Genomic DNA, 17,722 nt, shown 5'->3' on the forward strand with positions numbered 1-17,722 from the left:
GTCACCTCCATGCCGCATGCCGCACAGCACATCACAGGATGCGGAACATGGTCAATCATCCTTCTCGCTGAGACCGCGGCATGATCATTTCCCCGAAGCTGATCTCGGCGCTGCTGGTCTCGATCTCGCAGATGACCGGCTACTCGATTCCCGGCGAGCCGCCGCGGGTGCGGCCGATGTCGCATGCACAGCTGGCCGAAGAGGTCTGCGGCAAACCCTGCGGTGTCCTCGCCTTCACCACGCCCACCGGCGAAGTGCTGATCGACGAATCGCTGATGATCGGCCGCGACCCCGCAGCGACCAGCATCCTGGTGCACGAGCTCACGCATTACCTCCAGGTCAAGAGCCAGGTCATCCCGGCGGTGTTGACCTGCGATCTCTGGAGCGCGCGCGAGCGCGAGGCCTATGACGTGCAATATCGCTGGCTTCGCCTGCAGGCGCCGAACATCCGCGTCTACAGCTTCGAGGTGCGGCGTCTGGACGACCCGATCCTGCCGGACTGCCCGGAAATCCGGCCGTTGCCGACGGGCGGATGAAGCCGCGATTGTGCGATGCAGCAGGTCGGGAAAATTTCCCGAAGGCCAGCTAAATCAGGGATTTCGGACTAAAGGATGATACTTCCGCGGGCGATTCGGTCCCTGGAACGATTGTAACGATTCCAAATTACCGATAGCATCACCCTCAGTCGGCACAGCCGGCTGCTACACGGCTTCTGCAACCTCGAACGGGAGGACGATCATGAAGAAGTGGAAATCACCGCGCGTTTGCGAAATCTGCGTCGGCATGGAAATCAACAGCTACGCCAGCGCTTCGTAACGCCGTCTTTCGTCGCGCGGTGAGCCAGTACAGATCACAACCGAGGCTTTGACGCCATGGACGTGGCGGTACTTGGCTCTGCCGCCGGCGGGGGATATCCGCAGTGGAACTGCAACGCGCCGCTGAGCAAGGCGGCGCGCGACGGATCGATCAAGACAAAATGGCGAACGCAAGCGTCGATCGCGGTTTCCGCGGACGGCGCGCGTTGGCTTTTGATCAATGCATCGCCGGATCTGCGTCAGCAGTTGATGCAGACCAGGACGCTCTGGCCGCGCAAGTCGCCGCGGCATTCGCCGATCGACGCCGTCCTGCTGACCAGCGGGGAGATTGACCATGTGGCGGGCTTGCTGTCCTTGCGCGAGAGCCAGGCCTTCACGCTCTGGGCCACGCCGCGGATCCTCGAGATCCTCGGCGAGAACTCGATCTTCGGCGCGCTCAATCCCGACTATGTCGCGCGCAAGACCTTCCCGCTCGGCACCGCGTTCGAGCCCAGCGGCGCGCAAGGGCCGCTCGGCTTCACCCTCGAGGCGTTTCCGGTGCCGGGCAAGGTGCCGTTGTTCCTGGAATCCCGGAACCAGGGCAATCTCGGCGGGATGCCGGAAGAGACCGTCGGCCTGGAAGTCACCGCCGAGGATGGCGCGCGCTTCCACTACATTCCCGGCTGTGCGCGCATGACACCGGAGCTCCGGACACGTCTCAAGGGCTCGGCGCTGGTCTTCTTCGACGGCACCTTGTGGCAGAACAACGAGATGATCGATCTCGGCATCGGCCAGAAAACCGGTGCGCGCATGGGTCACATGAACATCAGCGGCGCGGATGGTACGATCGCGGCGTTCGCCGATCTCGACGTGAAGCGCAAGCTCTTCATCCACGTCAACACAACCAATCCGGTGCTTGACGAAGGCTCGCCCGAACGTGCTGAAATCAGGGCGAAGGGATGGGACGTGGCCGAAGACGGAATGGAGATCCACCTGTGAGCGAAATGCTGAGCCCCGAGGGACTGGAAGCCGCGCTGCGCGAGATCGGCCGCACGCGCTACCACAACAACCACCCGTTCCACGGCCTCTTGCACAGCGGCAAGCTGAACAAGGGCCAGGTCCAGGCCTGGGCGCTCAACCGCTACTACTACCAGTCCATCATCCCGATGAAGGATGCGGCGATCCTGGCCCGCTCGAGCGATTCCGAGTTCCGCCGTGCCTGGCGCCAGCGGATCATCGACCATGACGGCACCGAAGAGGCCCCGGACGGAGGGATCGAGCGCTGGCTGGGCTTGACCGATGCGCTGGGGATCGACCGCGGCTACGTGACCTCGGGGGCGGGGATGCTGCCCGGCACGCGCTTCGCGGTCGAGGCCTACCTGCATTTCGTCAGCGAGAAGAGCCTGCTCGAAGCGGTGGCCTCGTCGCTGACCGAGATGTTCGCGCCGACCATCATCACCGAGCGCGTCTCCGGCATGCTGAAGGCCTATGACTTCATCGATGCGAAGGCGCTGAGCTATTTCGACAAGCGGCTCTACCAGGCGCCGCGGGACGCGAATTTCGCGCTCGACTATGTGAAGCGCGAGGCGCGGCTGCCCTATCAGCAGCAGCAGGTCTTGAAGGCGCTGGAGTTCAAGTGCGCCGTGCTGTGGTCGCAGCTGGACGCGCTCTACTACGCCTATGTCACGCCGGGCAATATTCCGCCGGGCGCGTTCCGGCCGGACGACGCAAAGTGACGGTCATGGCGCTCGATCTCGACTCCCGTCCGAGATTGGCGCCCGGCGTGCGGCTGAAATACGACGAGGCACGGGAATGCTGGGTGGTCCTGGCGCCCGAACGCGTGCTGATGCCGGATGAAACCGCGCTGGAAGTGCTGCAGCGCCTGGACGGGCAGAAGACCATCGATGCCCTGGTGGACGAGCTGGTGACCGCCTATGAGGCGGATCGCGGCGAGATCCTGGCGGATGTGACCGAGCTCTTGAACGGTTTGCTGGAGAAGCGGGTGCTGGCGCTGTGAACGCCCCATTGGATCAAAGAGGGTCGAAAAAACTCGCGCCGCCGATGGCGGTGCTGCTCGAGCTGACACACCGCTGTCCGCTGCAGTGCCCCTATTGCTCCAACCCGCTGCAGATGGATCAGGTAAAGAGCGAGCTTTCCACCGACGAGTGGAAGTCGGTGATGACGCAGGCGGCCAAGCTCGGCGTGCTGCAGGTGCATTTCTCCGGCGGCGAGCCCACCGTGCGACAGGACCTCGCCGAGCTGGTCCGCCATGCGCGGAAGGTCGGGCTCTACACCAACCTCATCACCTCGGGGGTTGCGGCCAACAAGGCGCGGCTCGATGAGTTCGTCGCGGCCGGGCTCGACCATGTGCAGCTGTCGATCCAGGATGCCGATGCCGCGACCGCAGAGAAGATCGGCAACTATGCCGGCGCCCAGGAAAAGAAGCTCGCCTTCGCGAAGTGGGTGCGCGCGGCCGGGCTGCCGCTGACCGTGAACGCGGTCGTCAACCGGCACAACATCGACCGCGTGGGCGAGATGATCGACCTCGCGGTATCCCTGGATGCGCACCGCGTGGAGATCGCCAATGTCCAGTATTACGGCTGGGCGGTGAAGAACCTGGCGGCGCTGATGCCGCGCTTCGACCAATTCGAGAGCTCGATGGCGATCGTCGAGGCGGCGCGCGAGCGGCTAAGGGGCAAGATCGTCATCGACTACGTGGTGCCGGATTACTACGCGCGGGTGCCCAAGGCCTGCATGAATGGCTGGGGCCAGCGTTTCATGAACGTGACCCCGGCCGGCAAGGTGCTGCCCTGCCATGCCGCGGAGACGATTCCGAATCTGAAATTCGACAATGTGCGCGAGCGGCCGCTGGCGGAGATCTGGGCCCATTCCTCGGCCTTCGAGGCCTATCGCGGTACCGACTGGATGCCCGATTTGTGCAAGGGCTGCGACAAGCGCGACATCGATTGGGGCGGCTGTCGCTGCCAGGCGATGGCGCTGACCGGATCCGCGGCCGAAGCGGACCCCGCCTGCGGGCTTTCGCCCTGGCATGCGAAGCTGCGCGGTATGGCGGAGGCGGCGTCGCAAGCCGCGGCACCCGAGTTCGAGTATCGCCGCATTGCGCCGCGCAAAGAATCTTCTTCCGAGGGGAAGAAGTTCGACTCTCCCGAACTCGCCGTCGGTTAACGCGGCGATCCATCTTCATCTTTGAATTTGCGTCGCGCGCGCTGATGAAACGCGTGCCTTTTTCATGCCTTGGTGCAATGCCAAAGGCCCGGCTCGTACCAAAGAACAATGGGTTTTGGCCGTTCTTCCGTTGACGGCAAATGGTCGCAGGTCCCACTCTGTTCGTGGCTGTCGTTGTCTGCTGAGTGTCAGACGAATGTCTGAGCCGGCTCCGATCGAGAGACCGTTTCGCGACGTCGGGGCCGCGATCCAAAGAGCTCAGAACAGCGATCGACGATGGTGACTGCGTTGGCTCCGGCATGTCAGGGAACGCGCCGGTGCATCTGTGCCGTACAATTGTGGGAGGACACGATGGCAAAGAGATTGCCCGCTTCACGAGTTATCCTGGGGCTGGCGGGGGTCATGACCTTGTGGTCTGGCGCAGCCCTGGCCAATGACGATCTGGTGAAACGGCAGCAGGATCCGAAGCAGTGGGTCATGCCGCTCGGCAACTATTCGAGCCAGCGCTACAGCGCCCTCGACCAGATCACCAACAAGAACGTCAAGAATCTGCAGGTCGCATGGACCTTCTCGACCGGCGTGCTGCGCGGCCACGAGGGTGGTCCGCTGGTGGTCGGCGACATGATGTATGTCCACGCGCCGTTCCCCAACACGGTCTTCGCGCTTGATCTTTCCAAGGGCGGCCAGATCGTTTGGAAATACGAGCCGAAGCAGGACCCGAACGTCATCCCCGTCATGTGCTGCGACACGGTCAACCGTGGCGTCGCGTACGGCGACGGCATGATCTTCCTCCACCAAGCCGATACCAACCTGGTCGCGCTCGACGCGAAGACCGGCAAGGAAATCTGGAAGGTGGCGGACGGCGACCCGGCCAAGGGCGAGACCGGCACTTCCGCGCCGATGGTGATCAAGAACCTGGTTCTGATCGGCAACTCGGGCGGCGAGTTCGGTGTGGTCGGCCACATCACCGCCTACGACAGCAAGACCGGCAAGCGGGTGTGGCGCGGCAACTCCATGGGCCCCGATGCCGACACGTTGATGGATCCGGAAAAGACGACCGAGCTCGGCAAGCCGGTCGGCAAGGATTCCGGCATCAGCACCTGGCAGGGCGACCAGTGGAAGATCGGCGGCGGAACCACCTGGGGCTGGATGTCCTATGACCCGGCGCTGAACCTGGTCTACTACGGCTCCGGCAACCCCTCGACCTGGAACCCGGTGCAACGCCCGGGCGACAACAAGTGGTCGATGACCATCTGGGCCCGCGATGTCGATACCGGCATGGCGAAGTGGGTCTACCAGATGACCCCGCACGACGAGTGGGACTATGACGGCGTCAACGAAATGATCCTCGCCGACATCAAGGTCGGCGGCAAGGACACCAAGGCGCTCGTCCACTTCGACCGCAACGGCTTCGGCTACACCCTTAACCGTGAAACCGGCGAGCTGCTGGTGGCTGAGAAGTATGACCCGGCCGTGAACTGGGCGTCCAAGATCGACCTGAAGACCGGCAAGCCGGAGCGGGTGAAGGAATTCTCCACCGAGGCCGGTGGCGAAGACACCAACACCCAGAACATCTGCCCGGCGGCCCTCGGCTCCAAGGACCAGCAGCCTTCGGCCTTCTCGCCGAAGACCGGCTTGTTCTACGTGCCGACCAACCATGTCTGCATGGACTACGAGCCGTACAAGATCGCCTACACCGCGGGCCAGCCGTATGTGGGCGCGACCTTGAGCATGTATCCGCCCAAGGGCGAGGAGAATCTCGGCAACTTCATCGCTTGGGATGCCGGCACCGGCAAGATCAAGTGGTCGCTGCCCGAGCAGTTCTCGGTCTGGAGTGGTGCTCTGGCGACGGCCGGCGACGTGGTGTTCTACGGCACGCTGGAAGGCTATCTGAAGGCGGTCGATGCCGCGTCGGGTAAGGAACTCTACAAGTTCAAGACCCCGTCTGGCATCATCGGCAACGTCAACACCTACGAGCATGACGGCAAGCAGTACGTCGCCGTGTACTCGGGTGTTGGTGGCTGGGCCGGCATCGGCATGGCTGCGGGCCTGACCGGTGACCAGGAAGGTCTGGGTGCGGTGGGTGCCTACAAGGCCCTGTCGTCCTACACCGCCCTGGGCGGCACCATGACCGTGTTCAAGCTCCCTGACTAACCCGCTTGCGCAGCGGCGGGAAGGTGGCAGCGATGCCGCCTTCCCGCCGGCCTTTTTTCCGGCACAAGCGAATTTGAAGCACAAGCCTGCTTCCGACGCGTATAATCCATCCGATAGATTTGGGAGTTGCTGAAGAATGCTCTCGCGTGGCTTTCGGCTGTTCGTCCTCGGCTCAGCCTTTTTCCTCTCGCTCTTTATGATCATGGCTGATCGCAGCCAGGCGCAGGACAGCACCGCCGCCGCCGAAGAAGAGAAGCCCTACAAGGTCGATCCCGACGGCACCGTCGATTGGCCGAGCTTCAGCGGTTTCCGCCGCTTCAACAGCGAATGCTTCGTCTGCCACGGTCCCGACGGGGTCGGCAGCACCTTCGCGCCGGCGCTGATCGATTCGCTGAAGACCATGACTTACGAGCAGTTCCTGGAGACCGTGACCAACGGCAAGCAGGAAGTGAATACCGCGGTCCAGAAGAAGATGCCGGCCTTCGGCACCAACCCGAACGTCATGTGCTACCTGGACGACATCTACGCCTATCTGAAGGCGCGCTCCGACGGCAAGATCGGCCGCGGCCGCCCAGCCAAGAAGCACGAGAAGTCGCCGGAATGGGTCGAGGCCGAGAAAGCCTGCATGGGCAACTAGATTCCATGATGACGCTGCGGGCAGGAAGCATCGCGGCAGGGCTACTGCTGGCAACGCTGTGCCTGGCGCCGGCCAAGGCGGACGATCCCCCGGAAGCGGTCGATCGCTCCGCCTTTCGCGTCTGTTCGGACCCGGCGAACCTGCCCTTCTCCAACGACAAGGGCGAGGGCTTCGAGAACAAGATCGCCGAGCTCCTGGCCAAGAAGCTCAATGTTCCGCTCAAATACACCTGGTATCCGAACTCGATCGGGTTCCTGCGGAACACGCTGCGGGTGCGGCGCTGCGACGTGGTGATGGGCATCGTCACCGGCGCCGAGATGGTGCAGACCACCAATCCCTATTACCGCTCGGTCTATGTAATGGTGACCCGCAAGGCCGACAACATCGCCGCCGAAAAGATCGAGGATCCGGCGCTGAAGGACCTCAAGATCGGCCTCAACGCCGGGGCGCCGCCGGCCGACGCGGTGGCGAAGAGCGGGCTGGCCGCGCATGTCCGGCCCTATGATCTCTACGTCGACACGCGGGTGCAGTCGCCGGGCAAGGACATGATCAACGATCTCGCCAAGAAGGAGATCGACGTCGCGCTGCTCTGGGGCCCCATCGCCGGCTACTACGCGGCGCAGCATGGCGACGAACTGAAGGTGACGCCGCTGCTGAAGGAGTCCAAGAAGACGCGCATGGAGTTCTACATCACGCTCGCGGTCCGGCCGGGCGAGAACAAGTGGAAGAACGACCTCAACACCCTGCTGCGCGACAACAAGGCCGAGATCGACCAGATCCTGCGCGACTATCACGTGCCCACCTTGAACGCACGCGGCGAGCTGATCCAATGATCTCCCGGGCCGCCAGGGTCGGGCTGTTGATCCTGGGCCTCGGCCTCGCCGGACCCGCTGTGGCCGAGGTGCCGGAACCCGCCGACTATCGCCAGGGCGACTATCGCGCCGAGGTCCCCGCGACCTTGATGGGGGCCACCGTCGTCGACGCGAAGCAGGTCCACGCGATGATGGTCAAGGAGGCCGTCGTGGTGATCGACGTCCTGCCGCAGCCGCCGCGCCCGGCGGAACTGCCGGCGACGACGCTCTGGCATCCGCCGGCGCGCCACGACATCCCGGGCTCGATCTGGCTCGCCAATGTCGGCTTCGGCGCCCTGTCGGCGGAGATGGAGGGCTATTTCCGGAAAGCGCTCGAGGCGGTCAGCCTGGGCGCCAAGGACCGCAAGCTGGTCTTCTACTGCGAGGCCAGCTGCTGGATGTCCTGGAACGCCGCCAAGCGCGCGGTGGAATACGGCTATACCGCGGTCTATTGGTTCCCCGGCGGCATGCAGGCCTGGTCCGAGGCGGGATATCCCACGCTGCTCAATGCACCGGTGCCGGTGAAATAGGCGACCTTCCGCTGCGTCTCACGCGGCTTGAGGCCTCTCCAGGAAGATCAGATCGTCAGCAGCCGGAGCCCGGTATTGCCGGCGCGTTCCTCGCCCTCGCTTTCCGGCGACGGCGGCGGCGCCGGCCAGTCTTTTGCGAGGTCGCGGAGCTCGCCCAGCAGCGAAGCCTCGGCGGGGTCGGTCATCTGCCGGGGATAGGGGAGCGGGATCGCGCGGTCGAGGGCGATGCGGCCGGTCTCCGGCGCGAGCGCGATCACCCGGCTGGAAAGCTCGATCGCCTCGGCGAAGTCGTGGGTCACCATGACGATGGTGGGCTTCCCGGCCTGCCAGAAGGCCAACAGACGCGCGCGGAGCCGCTCGGCCCGCGTGCTGTCGAGGGAGATCAGCGGCTCGTCCAGGAGCAGCAGGTCCGGTTTGGCGAGCAAGGCGCGGGCGAGGGCGGCCCGCCGCTGCATGCCGCCGGATAGCTGGCGCGGCAGGGCATCGGCGCAACCCTGGAGCTCGACCAGGTCGAGCAAAGCCAGGGCCTCGCTCCGGGCGCCGGGTTCGGCGATCAGCAGCAGGTTGTCGAGGATGCTGAGCCAGGGCACCAGGCGCGGCTCCTGGAACACCATGCCGATCTTCGGCCGGCGACCCTCGGGCCAGGTGACGCGGCCTTCAAAGCCGCGGTCCAGGCCGGCGATCATCCTGAGCAGGGTCGTCTTTCCGACTCCCGAGGGCCCGACCACGGTCACGAAGGCGCCGGACTCAACCGTGAGCGAAATGTCCTGGAGGACGGTCTTCTGTGCCCCGTTGGCGGCGAAGCGGCGGGTGATGTCTTCGAGCCGGAAGCCGGTCATGCAGCCCGCCAGCGTCCGGTCCGGCGCTCGATCGGCTGGATCAGGAAGGTCTCGATCGCCAGCACGACCGCGATGAAGGCGAGCGAGTAGGCGAGGATTCCGGCGATGTCGAAGTAGTTGAAGAAGGTGCGGATCTGGAAGCCGATGCCGTTCGGCCGGCCCAGCAGCTCGACCACCAGCACGATCTTCCAGGTGAGCGCGAGACCCGCCCTGGCCGAGGCGATGAAGCTTGGCGCCAGCTGCGGGAGAACCACCTGGCGCAGCACCTTCCAGCGCGAGACACCGAACACCTCGGTGGTTTCGAGGAGCTGCCGGTCGAGCGCCCGGGCACCTTCTCGCATGATCGCGGCGACTGTCGGTGCCTTGTTGATGGTGACGGCGAGGATGGCGGCGACCTCGGTCAGGCCGAACCAGACGTAGCAGAGCACCATTGTGACCAGCGCCGGCATGTTGAGCGCGATCGACAGCCAGCCGCCGAAGATCGCGTCCGCCGGCTGCGAGCGGCCGAGCGCGATCCCGATCGCGCTGCCGATCACCATGGCGAACAGGAAAGACACGGCGACCCGCGCCAAGGTGGCGGCGAGGTTCAGCAGCAAATCGCCCGCCATCAGATGCGCATAGCCGGTCTCGACCGTCGCCCAGGGCGTCGGGAAGACCGGGTCGGCGATCAGCATGGCCGAGGCCTGCCAGAGCACCAGCAGCGCGATCAGGGAGGGCAGCTTGAGCCGGAGCCAATCCGGCCTCTGGCGCGGCACGTCGAGTGCTGCGGCCAGCTTCATGGGCGATAGGCGGGATAGAAGGTTCCGGCCGGCAGCCGGTCGAGGCCGGCGACCGCTTCCTGGTCGATGCTGCGCATCAGGTCGAAGGCTTCCGCCGCGGCGGTGACGTCGGCCTCGCTATAGCCTGCGGGAATGCCTTCGCGATAGCCGGCCTTCAGGATCTCGAACAGGCTGTCGCTCTCGGCGTCCATCTTCGGCCGCAGCTTCAGCCAGACTGCGTCGTCGGTCTTCATCACCTGCTTGGCCTCGTAGGAGGCGTCGATCAGGCCCTTGGCGAGATCGGGGTTGTCCTTGGCCCATTTCTCGCTGAACACCCAGCCGAGCAAGGGCGGCGAGGTCTTGATGCCGAGCGTCGGCAGGATCTCGCCGATGGTGATCAGCGGTACCATGCCCTTCTCCTTCAGGCGCGCATTGAAGTTCCAGAAGTTGAGCACACCGTCCAGCTTCCCGCGCAACATTAGCTCATTCAGCATCGGCGGTGCCGCGAACTGCGCGTCGATGGCCTTCGATATCTCCATGCCCGCGGTCTTCTGCGCATAGGCCTGCAGCAGTACCCAGCTCTTGTCGCTGGCGCCGCCGGCGATGCCGATGCTCTTGCCCTTGAGGTCGGCGAGAGTCTTGTAGCCCTTGGCGGGATCGACCATCAGCGCGCCGACCGAGCGCGAGAAGGGCACGAAGGTGAAGTCGCGGCCGAGCGAGCGCTGCTTGGCGACCCAGATCCAGTCGGTGACGATGGCATCGACCTCACCGGAGAGCAGCGCCACGCTAGTGGCGTCCTTGTCGGCCAGCACCACCGGCTTCAGGGTGAAGCCGTGCTTCTGGTCGATGCCGCCGGCGACCACGCCGAGCTCCCAATTGACGGTGCCGAACTGCAAGGTGCCGACCCGCACCTCGGGCGCGGCCGCGGCGGGTCCGAAATCGACGGCGATCAGCGAGAACGCGGCGAGAAGTATGGAAGAGAGCTTGGCCATTCCGCCTCCACTCCACCTGTTACGCGCACGAGCCTCGCCGCAGCCCTCTAGCGATGCAATGCGGCGGCGTGTCGCTTCAGATGATCGGCCATGAAGCTTTGGATGAAATAGTAGTTGTGGCTGTAGCCGGGATGGAGGCGGAGCTCCACCGGCTGGCCCATCTTCACCGCGGCCTTCTCGAACAGGTTGGGATGCAGCTGCTCGGTCAGGAACTCGTCGTCGAGCCCCTGGTCGATCAGGATCTCGGAATGGAACGGCTGGTTCTGCACCAGCTCGGTCGCGTCATAGGCGCGCCAGGAGGCCTTGTCCGCGCCGAGATAGCCGCTGAACGCCTTGTTGCCCCAGGGACATTGCGTCGGCGCGCAGATCGGCGCGAAGGCCGAGACCGAGCGATAGCGCTTCGGGTTGCGGAGCGCCGAAACCAGCGCGCCATGGCCGCCCATCGAATGGCCGAAGATCGACTGCCGCTCCGGATCGACCGAGAAGCCGTTGGCGATCACCTCGGGCAGCTCGTGGTTGACGTAGGAGTACATGCGCCAGTGCTTGGCCCAGGGCTGGGCGGTGGCATCGACATAGAAGCCGGCGCCGATGCCGAAATCCCAGTGGTCCGCCTGGCCCGGAAAATCGGTGCCGCGCGGGCTGGTATCCGGGGTCACCAGCGCGATGCCGAGCTCCGAGGCCAAGCGCTGGGCGCCAGCCTTGATCGCGAAGGTCTCTTCGTTGCAGGTCAGGCCCGCGAGATAGGTCAGCACCGGCACGCGCTCGGTCTCCGCCTGCGGAGGCAAATAGACGCCGAATCGCATGGGGAGGCCGATCTCGCGCGACTGGTGTCGGTAGTAGCCCTGCCAGCCGCCGAAGCAGCGGTGCCGGGAGAGCGTCTCCAATGCAGGTGCCGTGGCGGTCTGTACGAAACTCTGTGCCATTATGCTGGGCGATCGATCTTCGGGGGTCAGTAGATCACGACGCCGCGGATCGACTTGCCTTCCTTCATCAGCTCGAAGCCCTTGTTGATGTCCTGCAGCGGCATGGTGTGCGTGATCAGGTCGTCGATGTTGATCTTCTTGTCCATGTACCAATCGACGATCTTCGGCACGTCGGTGCGGCCCCTGGCGCCGCCGAAGGCGGTGCCCTTCCAGACCCGGCCGGTGACCAGTTGGAACGGACGGGTGGAGATTTCCTGGCCGGCACCGGCGACGCCGATGATGACCGAGACGCCCCAGCCCTTATGGGCGCATTCGAGCGCCTGGCGCATCGTCTTCACGTTGCCGATGCATTCGAAGCTGTAATCGGCGCCGCCCTTGGTCAGGTCCACGAGATAGGGGACGAGGTCGCCCTGGACTTCCTTCGGGTTGACGAAATGGGTCATGCCGAACTTCTCGCCCAGCGCCTTGCGAGCCGGGTTCAGATCGACGCCGACGATCATGTTGGCGCCGGCGAGGCGGCAGCCCTGGATCACGTTGAGGCCGATACCGCCGAGGCCGAACACGACGCAGTTGGCGCCTTCCTCGACCTTCGCGGTGTTGATCACCGCGCCGACGCCGGTGGTGACGCCGCAGCCGATGTAGCAGACCTTGTCGAACGGCGCGTCCTCGCGGATCTTCGCCAGCGCGATTTCCGGCAGCACGGTGTGGTTGGCGAAGGTCGAGCAGCCCATGTAATGCAGGACCTTCTGGCCCTTATACGAGAACCGGCTGGTCCCGTCGGGCATCAGGCCCTGGCCCTGGGTCGCGCGAATCTTCTGGCAGAGATTGGTCTTGCGGCTGAGGCAGTATTCGCATTCGCGGCATTCCGGGGTGTAGAGCGGAATGACATGGTCGCCCTTCTTCAGCGACTTCACGCCCGGGCCCACCTCGACCACGATACCGGCGCCCTCGTGACCCAGGATCGCGGGGAAGGCGCCCTCGGGGTCCTCGCCGGACAGGGTGAACCAATCGGTGTGGCAGAGGCCGGTCGCCTTGATCTCCACCATGACCTCGCCCTCTTTCGGGCCCTCGAGGTCCACGTCGTCGATAACGAGAGGCTTGCCGGCCCCCAGCGCCAAAGCTGCCTTGGTCTTCATGTCGTTTCCCTGTAGATCGGTCCCAGAAGGCGCCACCGCCCCGGAAAATCGGGGGGAAGATGGAGCGCAGATGATTGAACAGGAATGCTAACGAGAAGTCTATTGGCTCCGAAATTGGACTTTGGAAGGAGGCCATAAGAGTCAATAATATGGCCACGAAACACACCCGGCCGGACGTTGCAAAAAAGAAGATCCGGCCGACTTGGAGGATGGCTCTAGGGAGCCTTGGGGAGGGCAGGAGATGATCGTCACCGAGAAGGTCGTCGCCGAGGAGACGCTGCGCCATGGGACCGCGCGCGGCAGCGGAATCCGCTGGGCGGTGCAGGAATGCAGCCAGCGCGACAACCTGAAAGTCGCCGTCGCCGAGTTGCTGGACGCGATCGCGCATGACCAAAGCGAGCTGGTCCTGCTGTTCTGCTCGCCGCAATTCCACATCCCGGAGATCGCGGCGGCGGTCGGCGCCAGCGGCGGCAATACCAGCCGGATCGTCGGTTGCACCACCGCGGGCGAGCTGACGCCGCTCGGCCATCGCGACGGCACCATCGCCGGGATCAGCTTCCCGGCGCAGCATTTCGTGACCAGCCTCAGGGTCTTCGAGCAGCTCTCGAAATTCGAGATCGCGGATGGATTTACGGATGCCCGCACCATGCTGGTCGATCACGAGGCGGTGCAGGCCCGGCACGGCAAGATGCATACCTTCGGCGTGCTGATCAACGACGGCCTCTCGATGCGGGAAGAGGCGATCGCCAGCGCCTTCGGCAACGCGCTGGGCCATGTGCCGCTGGTCGGCGGTTCGGCCGGCACCAGCGCCATGACCACCGAGCCCAACATGTTCCTGGGGGACCGCGTGCTCACCAACGCCGCGGTCCTGATGCTGATCTCGACCGATCTCGATTTCCGGGTATTCCAGACCCAGCATTTCGAGCCCCTGGACCAGCAACTGGTCATCACCCGGGCCGATCCCGGCCGCCGCGTGGTGATGCAGATCAACGCCGAGCCGGCGGCGCTGGAATACGCGCGGCTGCTCGGGTTGGAGCGCGCCGAGCTCACGCCCGGCGTGTTCGCACTTCATCCTTTGGTCGTACGTGCGGGCGGTCGTCACTATGCGCGTGCGATCCAGAAGGTGAATGACGACGATTCATTGCAGTTCTTCTGCGCGATCGACGAGGGCATCGTGCTGTCGATCGCGAAAAGCGGCGATCTCGTTGAAGACCTGGATTCGGTCTTCAACAAGCTGCATGAAGATCTGGGTGAGGTCGAAGCGGTGCTCGGCTTCGACTGCATTCTGCGCTACATTGAGATGGAGCAGGGCCAGATGCTGAGCCCGGTCTCCAACCTGCTGCGGGCCAACAAGGTGGTCGGCTTCAACACCTACGGCGAGCAGTTCGGCACCATGCACATGAGCCAGACCTTCACCGGCATTGCCTTCGGGAACAACGTGAAGCGATGAACCTGCCCGCGACCACGCAAGCCGCAGCGCTGCAGACCGCCCCGACGCCGGAGGAGGAGCGCGCGGCGCTGAAGCGCGAGGTCGTCAAGCTCAAGGAGATCAACCGCGCCCTGATGAAGCATGTCGAGCACAGCCTCGATCTGCAGGGCAATGCCTACCACTTGTTCCAGGCCGCCGTTTCGCTCGACCGCATGGTCAAGGAGCGGACCCGCGAGCTGGAACAGGCGCTGGAAGCCGTCGCCAGTTCGAACCGCGAATTGAATGAAGCGGTGGTGGTCGGCCTCACCGCACAGAACCGCCTGCGGGACGCGATCGACAGCATCTCCGAAGGGTTCGCTATCTTCGATCCCAAGGACCGGCTGATCCTCTGCAACCAGCGCTTCATGGATTTCTGGCCGAACCCCTCGGTCGACATCCGCTCGGGCATCACCTTCGAGGAACTGATCACCCGCGCGCTCAAGGACGGCTCGATCGTGACGCCGGAGGACGTGGCCTCGGAGCAATGGGTGGCCGACCGGCTGAAGCAGCGCGAGTCCGCGAAGAGCTCCGGCTCCGGACGCTGGGTCTATGCGCTCTCCAACGGCCGCTGGATCCAGGTCAACGACCGCCTGTCGCTGGAAGGCGGCATCGCCTCGATCTACACCGACATCACCGACATCAAGGATGCGGAACGCCAGGAGCGCGAGCGCGCGCTGGCTGAACGGTCGCTGCATCTCCAAGCCACGCTTGAATCGATGTCGATCGGCGTCGCGGTGTTCGACAAGGACCAGCGCCTGGTGACCGCGAACCGGCGCTACGGCGAATTGCTGGAACTGCCGGCCTCGCTGACCACGCCGGGCGCCACCTTGCACAGCTTCCAGCGCTTCAACGACCAGCGCGAGGTGTCCGAGCTCGGCACCGCGTCCTTGCTGGTGACGGCCAATGCCTCGACCCCGGCGGAAGTCTCGGTCAACGGCCGCTGGTTCGCGATCAAGCGCGACCCGATGCCCGACGGCGGCTTCGTCATCTCCTATGCCGAGATCACCGAGCGCCGCATGGTCGAGGAGGCGTTGCACGACACCGAGGAGCGCATTCGCCTCTTCGCCAACGCCATGCCGACCATGATGTCCTACGTGGACACCGAGGAACACTACCAGTTCGTCAACCGCGCCTATCGCACCACCTATGGCCGCAACGGCAAGCGCATCCTCGGCCGGGATCTCAAGGCCGTGCTGGGCGAAGTCGAGTATGGGATGCGCAAGCCCTATATCGACCGCGCGCTCCGTGGCTCGACCGTGGTGTTCGACACCCAGCTGCCCTCGCCGGACGGCGAGCCCAGATTCGGCCTCGCGACCTATGTGCCGCATCGCGGCGCCCGCGGCCAGGTGGTCGGCTTCTTCGTGCTGATCCAGGACATCACCGAGCGGCGCCGGTCGGAGCGCATCCTCGAGGCCGCCAAGGAGGAGCTGGAGCGCCGGGTTTACGAGCGCACCGCATCGCTGCAGCAGCTGAACGAGACCTTGCTTTCCGAAGTCGTGGAACGCCGCCGCATCGCCGCCGAGCTGCAGAAGTCGAAGGTCGAGGCCGAGCGCGCCAATCTCTCGAAAACCCAATTCCTGGCCGATGCCAGCCACGACCTGCTGCAGCCGCTGAACGCGGCCCGGCTGTTCGTCTCGGCGATGCAGGACCGCACCTTGCCAGAGGGACTGCCGCCGATGATCGGCAAGGTCGATCAGGCGCTCTCCAACGTCGAAGACATCCTCAACATCCTGCTCGACATCTCCAAGCTCGATGCCGGCAAGGTCGCGGTCAACATGAAGCGGGTGCCGCTGACCGCGGTGATGACCTCGCTGCATGACGAGATCGCGCCCCTGGCCGAGCGCGGCGGGATCGAGCTCCGCTTCATGCCGTCCTCGCTGATCGTCAATACCGACGTGCGGCTGCTGCGGCGGCTGTTGCAGAACTTCCTGACCAATGCCTGCCGCTACACGCCGAGCGGGCGCATCCTGTTCGGCGCGCGGCGGCGCGGCAACCATGTCGAACTGCAGGTCGCCGATACTGGGATCGGCATCCCGAAGGACAGCCTGGATGAGATCTTCCAGGAGTTCCAGCGCCTGACCGACGTCGCCGGCGGCAAGAAGGGCTATGGCTTGGGGCTCTCGATCGTGCGGCGCATCAGCCGGCTGCTCAATCACCCGATCAAGGTGCGCTCGGAGCCCGGCAAGGGCTCGGTCTTCTCGGTCCTGGTGCCGCTGGGGACCGAGGTCACCGAGCTGATCGAGGTGCCGAAACCCGAGCCGGTCTCCAACGCCGCAGTCGACCAGATCAACGCGCTCATTGTCGAGAACGAGCCGGACGTGCTGGAGGGCATGGCCAATCTGCTCGGCACCTGGGGCTGCAACTACCTGGCGGCGCCCAATCAGGAGCAGGCCCTGGCCGCCGTCAGCGAAAGCGGCCGGCAGCCGGACATCCTGCTGGTGGATTATCACCTCGACAACAATGTGCTGGGCACCGATGTGATTGCGGCGCTGCGCCGGCAGCTCGGCACCGAGATCCCGGCGGTGGTGATTACCGCGGACCGCAGCGCCGAGGTGGCGCACGCGATTCAGGAGATGCCGGCGGCGACCCTGCTGCCGAAGCCGATCAAGCCGGCGCGGCTACGCGCTCTGGTCGCCTCGGTTCGTCGCTGACATATAGCGGCAGTAATTCTCGTAGAGAATGACCGCCTGGGTGCGGCTGGTGACGCCCAGTTTCTGCAGCAAGGTCGAGACGTGCGACTTCACCGTGGTGATCTGCACGTTGGTGTTATAGGCGATCAGCTTGTTAGCCATGCCCTGGGCCATCAGCTCCAGCACCCGGCGCTGCTGGTTGGTCAGCAATTCGAACCGGCACAGCACCGCTTCGTCGATCACCGGCGCCTCTTCGGTCACCGGCTCCGATCGCGCCGCCGCCGGCTCCTCGGCCGGGGTGTAGCTGCCGCCGTCGAGGATGGTCTTGATCGCGCTGGCGATCTCCGCCCGCGGCAGCGACTTCGGGATATAGCCGATGGCGCCAGCATCGAGGCATTCGCGGACCACGAAACTGTCGGTCAGCGCCGAGATGACCGCGATCGGCACGTCCGGGCGGCGGACCCGGAGCGCGCGGATGCCCTTGACGCCGCTCATTCCCGGCATGCGCAGGTCGAGCAGGATCAGGTCGAGATCATCGTGGCCGGCGACCTGGTCGAAGGCCTCGGAGATCGAGCCAGATTCGATGACGCCGACATCGCCGTCCATGCCCTGCAGGGCGCCGACAATGGCTTCACGGAATAAGGGGTGATCGTCTGCGACCAGCACCTTCATCATGGCGATCCCTCCCTGGGCAGCGTTAGTGGTTCCTCGAATTGAAGGCCACAATCGGCTGTCTTGTCAACGCGACAGGCCGTATACAGCCTCCGACCATTGGAGCATTGCGAAGCTTGTGGCTTTGCCGGGCGCAGCTGTGGCGCGCCTGC

18 protein-coding genes are annotated in these 17,722 nt (G+C 64.8%); 12 read left to right on the top strand and 6 right to left on the bottom strand.

Annotated features, from left to right (window positions below; all coding sequences use genetic code 11):
• Nucleotides 1-80 precede the first annotated feature (80 nt).
• From ACH2CY_RS00350 to ACH2CY_RS00395, 10 genes are all read left to right on the top strand, one after another.
• Nucleotides 81-536 (top strand): hypothetical protein, encoded by a 456-nt coding sequence (locus tag ACH2CY_RS00350; RefSeq protein ID WP_395014660.1) that lies wholly within the window; start codon nt 81-83, stop codon nt 534-536.
• Between the two features lie 202 nt (nt 537-738).
• On the top strand, nt 739-816 hold the full coding sequence (gene pqqA / locus ACH2CY_RS00355; protein WP_395015264.1) for a pyrroloquinoline quinone precursor peptide PqqA: 78 nt from the start codon (nt 739-741) through the stop codon (nt 814-816).
• A 56-nt stretch (nt 817-872) separates the two neighbouring features.
• The gene (pqqB, locus tag ACH2CY_RS00360; RefSeq protein ID WP_395014661.1) at nt 873-1,793 is read left to right on the top strand and encodes a pyrroloquinoline quinone biosynthesis protein PqqB; all 921 of its coding nucleotides are present in this window, start codon (nt 873-875) and stop codon (nt 1,791-1,793) included.
• Between the two features lie 5 nt (nt 1,794-1,798).
• The gene (pqqC, locus tag ACH2CY_RS00365) at nt 1,799-2,530 is read left to right on the top strand and encodes a pyrroloquinoline-quinone synthase PqqC (protein ID WP_395015267.1); all 732 of its coding nucleotides are present in this window, start codon (nt 1,799-1,801) and stop codon (nt 2,528-2,530) included.
• Between the two features lie 5 nt (nt 2,531-2,535).
• Nucleotides 2,536-2,811, top strand: coding sequence for a pyrroloquinoline quinone biosynthesis peptide chaperone PqqD (gene pqqD, locus ACH2CY_RS00370; RefSeq protein WP_395014663.1), 276 nt, complete (start codon nt 2,536-2,538; stop codon nt 2,809-2,811).
• 44 nt (nt 2,812-2,855) lie between these two features.
• Complete coding sequence (gene pqqE, locus ACH2CY_RS00375; RefSeq protein WP_395014664.1) at nt 2,856-3,980, top strand: pyrroloquinoline quinone biosynthesis protein PqqE; 1,125 nt, start codon at nt 2,856-2,858, stop codon at nt 3,978-3,980.
• A 402-nt stretch (nt 3,981-4,382) separates the two neighbouring features.
• Nucleotides 4,383-6,134 carry a methanol/ethanol family PQQ-dependent dehydrogenase gene (locus ACH2CY_RS00380; protein ID WP_395014665.1) on the top strand — a complete coding sequence of 584 codons (1,752 nt, stop codon included), beginning with the start codon at nt 4,383-4,385 and terminating at the stop codon, nt 6,132-6,134.
• Nucleotides 6,135-6,336: 202 nt separating this feature from the next.
• Nucleotides 6,337-6,771: a c-type cytochrome, methanol metabolism-related gene (locus ACH2CY_RS00385; RefSeq protein WP_395014668.1), complete on the top strand. Its 435-nt coding sequence runs from the start codon at nt 6,337-6,339 to the stop codon at nt 6,769-6,771.
• Nucleotides 6,772-6,779: 8 nt separating this feature from the next.
• Nucleotides 6,780-7,604, top strand: coding sequence for a substrate-binding domain-containing protein (locus tag ACH2CY_RS00390; RefSeq protein ID WP_395014670.1), 825 nt, complete (start codon nt 6,780-6,782; stop codon nt 7,602-7,604).
• Nucleotides 7,601-8,152 carry a PQQ-dependent catabolism-associated CXXCW motif protein gene (locus tag ACH2CY_RS00395; protein ID WP_395014671.1) on the top strand — a complete coding sequence of 184 codons (552 nt, stop codon included), beginning with the start codon at nt 7,601-7,603 and terminating at the stop codon, nt 8,150-8,152. The genes ACH2CY_RS00390 and ACH2CY_RS00395 overlap by 4 nt, the downstream gene beginning before the upstream one ends.
• A 47-nt stretch (nt 8,153-8,199) precedes the next feature.
• Here ACH2CY_RS00395 and ACH2CY_RS00400 read toward each other — a convergent pair whose 3' ends face one another.
• Genes ACH2CY_RS00400 through ACH2CY_RS00420 form a run of 5 tightly spaced genes read right to left on the bottom strand, consistent with a single transcriptional unit; the run spans nt 8,200 to nt 12,800 of the window.
• On the bottom strand, nt 8,200-8,991 hold the full coding sequence (locus ACH2CY_RS00400; protein WP_395014674.1) for an ABC transporter ATP-binding protein: 792 nt from the start codon (nt 8,989-8,991) through the stop codon (nt 8,200-8,202).
• A complete protein-coding gene (locus ACH2CY_RS00405) occupies nt 8,988-9,770 on the bottom strand; it encodes an ABC transporter permease (RefSeq protein ID WP_395014675.1) in 783 nt (260 codons plus the stop codon). Before ACH2CY_RS00405 ends, ACH2CY_RS00400 begins: the two co-directional genes overlap by 4 nt.
• Entirely contained in the window at nt 9,767-10,741 is a 975-nt protein-coding gene (locus tag ACH2CY_RS00410) for an ABC transporter substrate-binding protein (RefSeq protein ID WP_395014678.1), read from the bottom strand. The genes ACH2CY_RS00405 and ACH2CY_RS00410 overlap by 4 nt, the downstream gene beginning before the upstream one ends.
• 47 nt (nt 10,742-10,788) lie before the next feature.
• Complete coding sequence (gene fghA, locus ACH2CY_RS00415) at nt 10,789-11,664, bottom strand: S-formylglutathione hydrolase (protein WP_395014679.1); 876 nt, start codon at nt 11,662-11,664, stop codon at nt 10,789-10,791.
• A 26-nt stretch (nt 11,665-11,690) separates the two neighbouring features.
• A complete protein-coding gene (locus ACH2CY_RS00420) occupies nt 11,691-12,800 on the bottom strand; it encodes an S-(hydroxymethyl)glutathione dehydrogenase/class III alcohol dehydrogenase (RefSeq protein WP_395014682.1) in 1,110 nt (369 codons plus the stop codon).
• Nucleotides 12,801-13,041: 241 nt separating this feature from the next.
• Between ACH2CY_RS00420 and ACH2CY_RS00425 the strand changes: the two genes are divergently transcribed.
• Together ACH2CY_RS00425 and ACH2CY_RS00430 are read left to right on the top strand one after the other, a co-directional pair.
• Nucleotides 13,042-14,250 (top strand): FIST N-terminal domain-containing protein, encoded by a 1,209-nt coding sequence (locus tag ACH2CY_RS00425; protein ID WP_395014685.1) that lies wholly within the window; start codon nt 13,042-13,044, stop codon nt 14,248-14,250.
• The gene (locus ACH2CY_RS00430) at nt 14,247-16,919 is read left to right on the top strand and encodes a NahK/ErcS family hybrid sensor histidine kinase/response regulator (RefSeq protein WP_395014686.1); all 2,673 of its coding nucleotides are present in this window, start codon (nt 14,247-14,249) and stop codon (nt 16,917-16,919) included. The genes ACH2CY_RS00425 and ACH2CY_RS00430 overlap by 4 nt, the downstream gene beginning before the upstream one ends.
• Here the strand turns inward: ACH2CY_RS00430 and ACH2CY_RS00435 are convergent.
• Nucleotides 16,887-17,573, bottom strand: coding sequence for a response regulator (locus tag ACH2CY_RS00435; protein ID WP_395014687.1), 687 nt, complete (start codon nt 17,571-17,573; stop codon nt 16,887-16,889). The genes ACH2CY_RS00430 and ACH2CY_RS00435 overlap by 33 nt on opposite strands.
• Nucleotides 17,574-17,722: the final 149 nt, after the last annotated feature.

It is taken from the genome of Dongia sp., from assembly GCF_041905885.1.
Classification (GTDB): Bacteria; Pseudomonadota; Alphaproteobacteria; order Dongiales; family Dongiaceae; genus Dongia.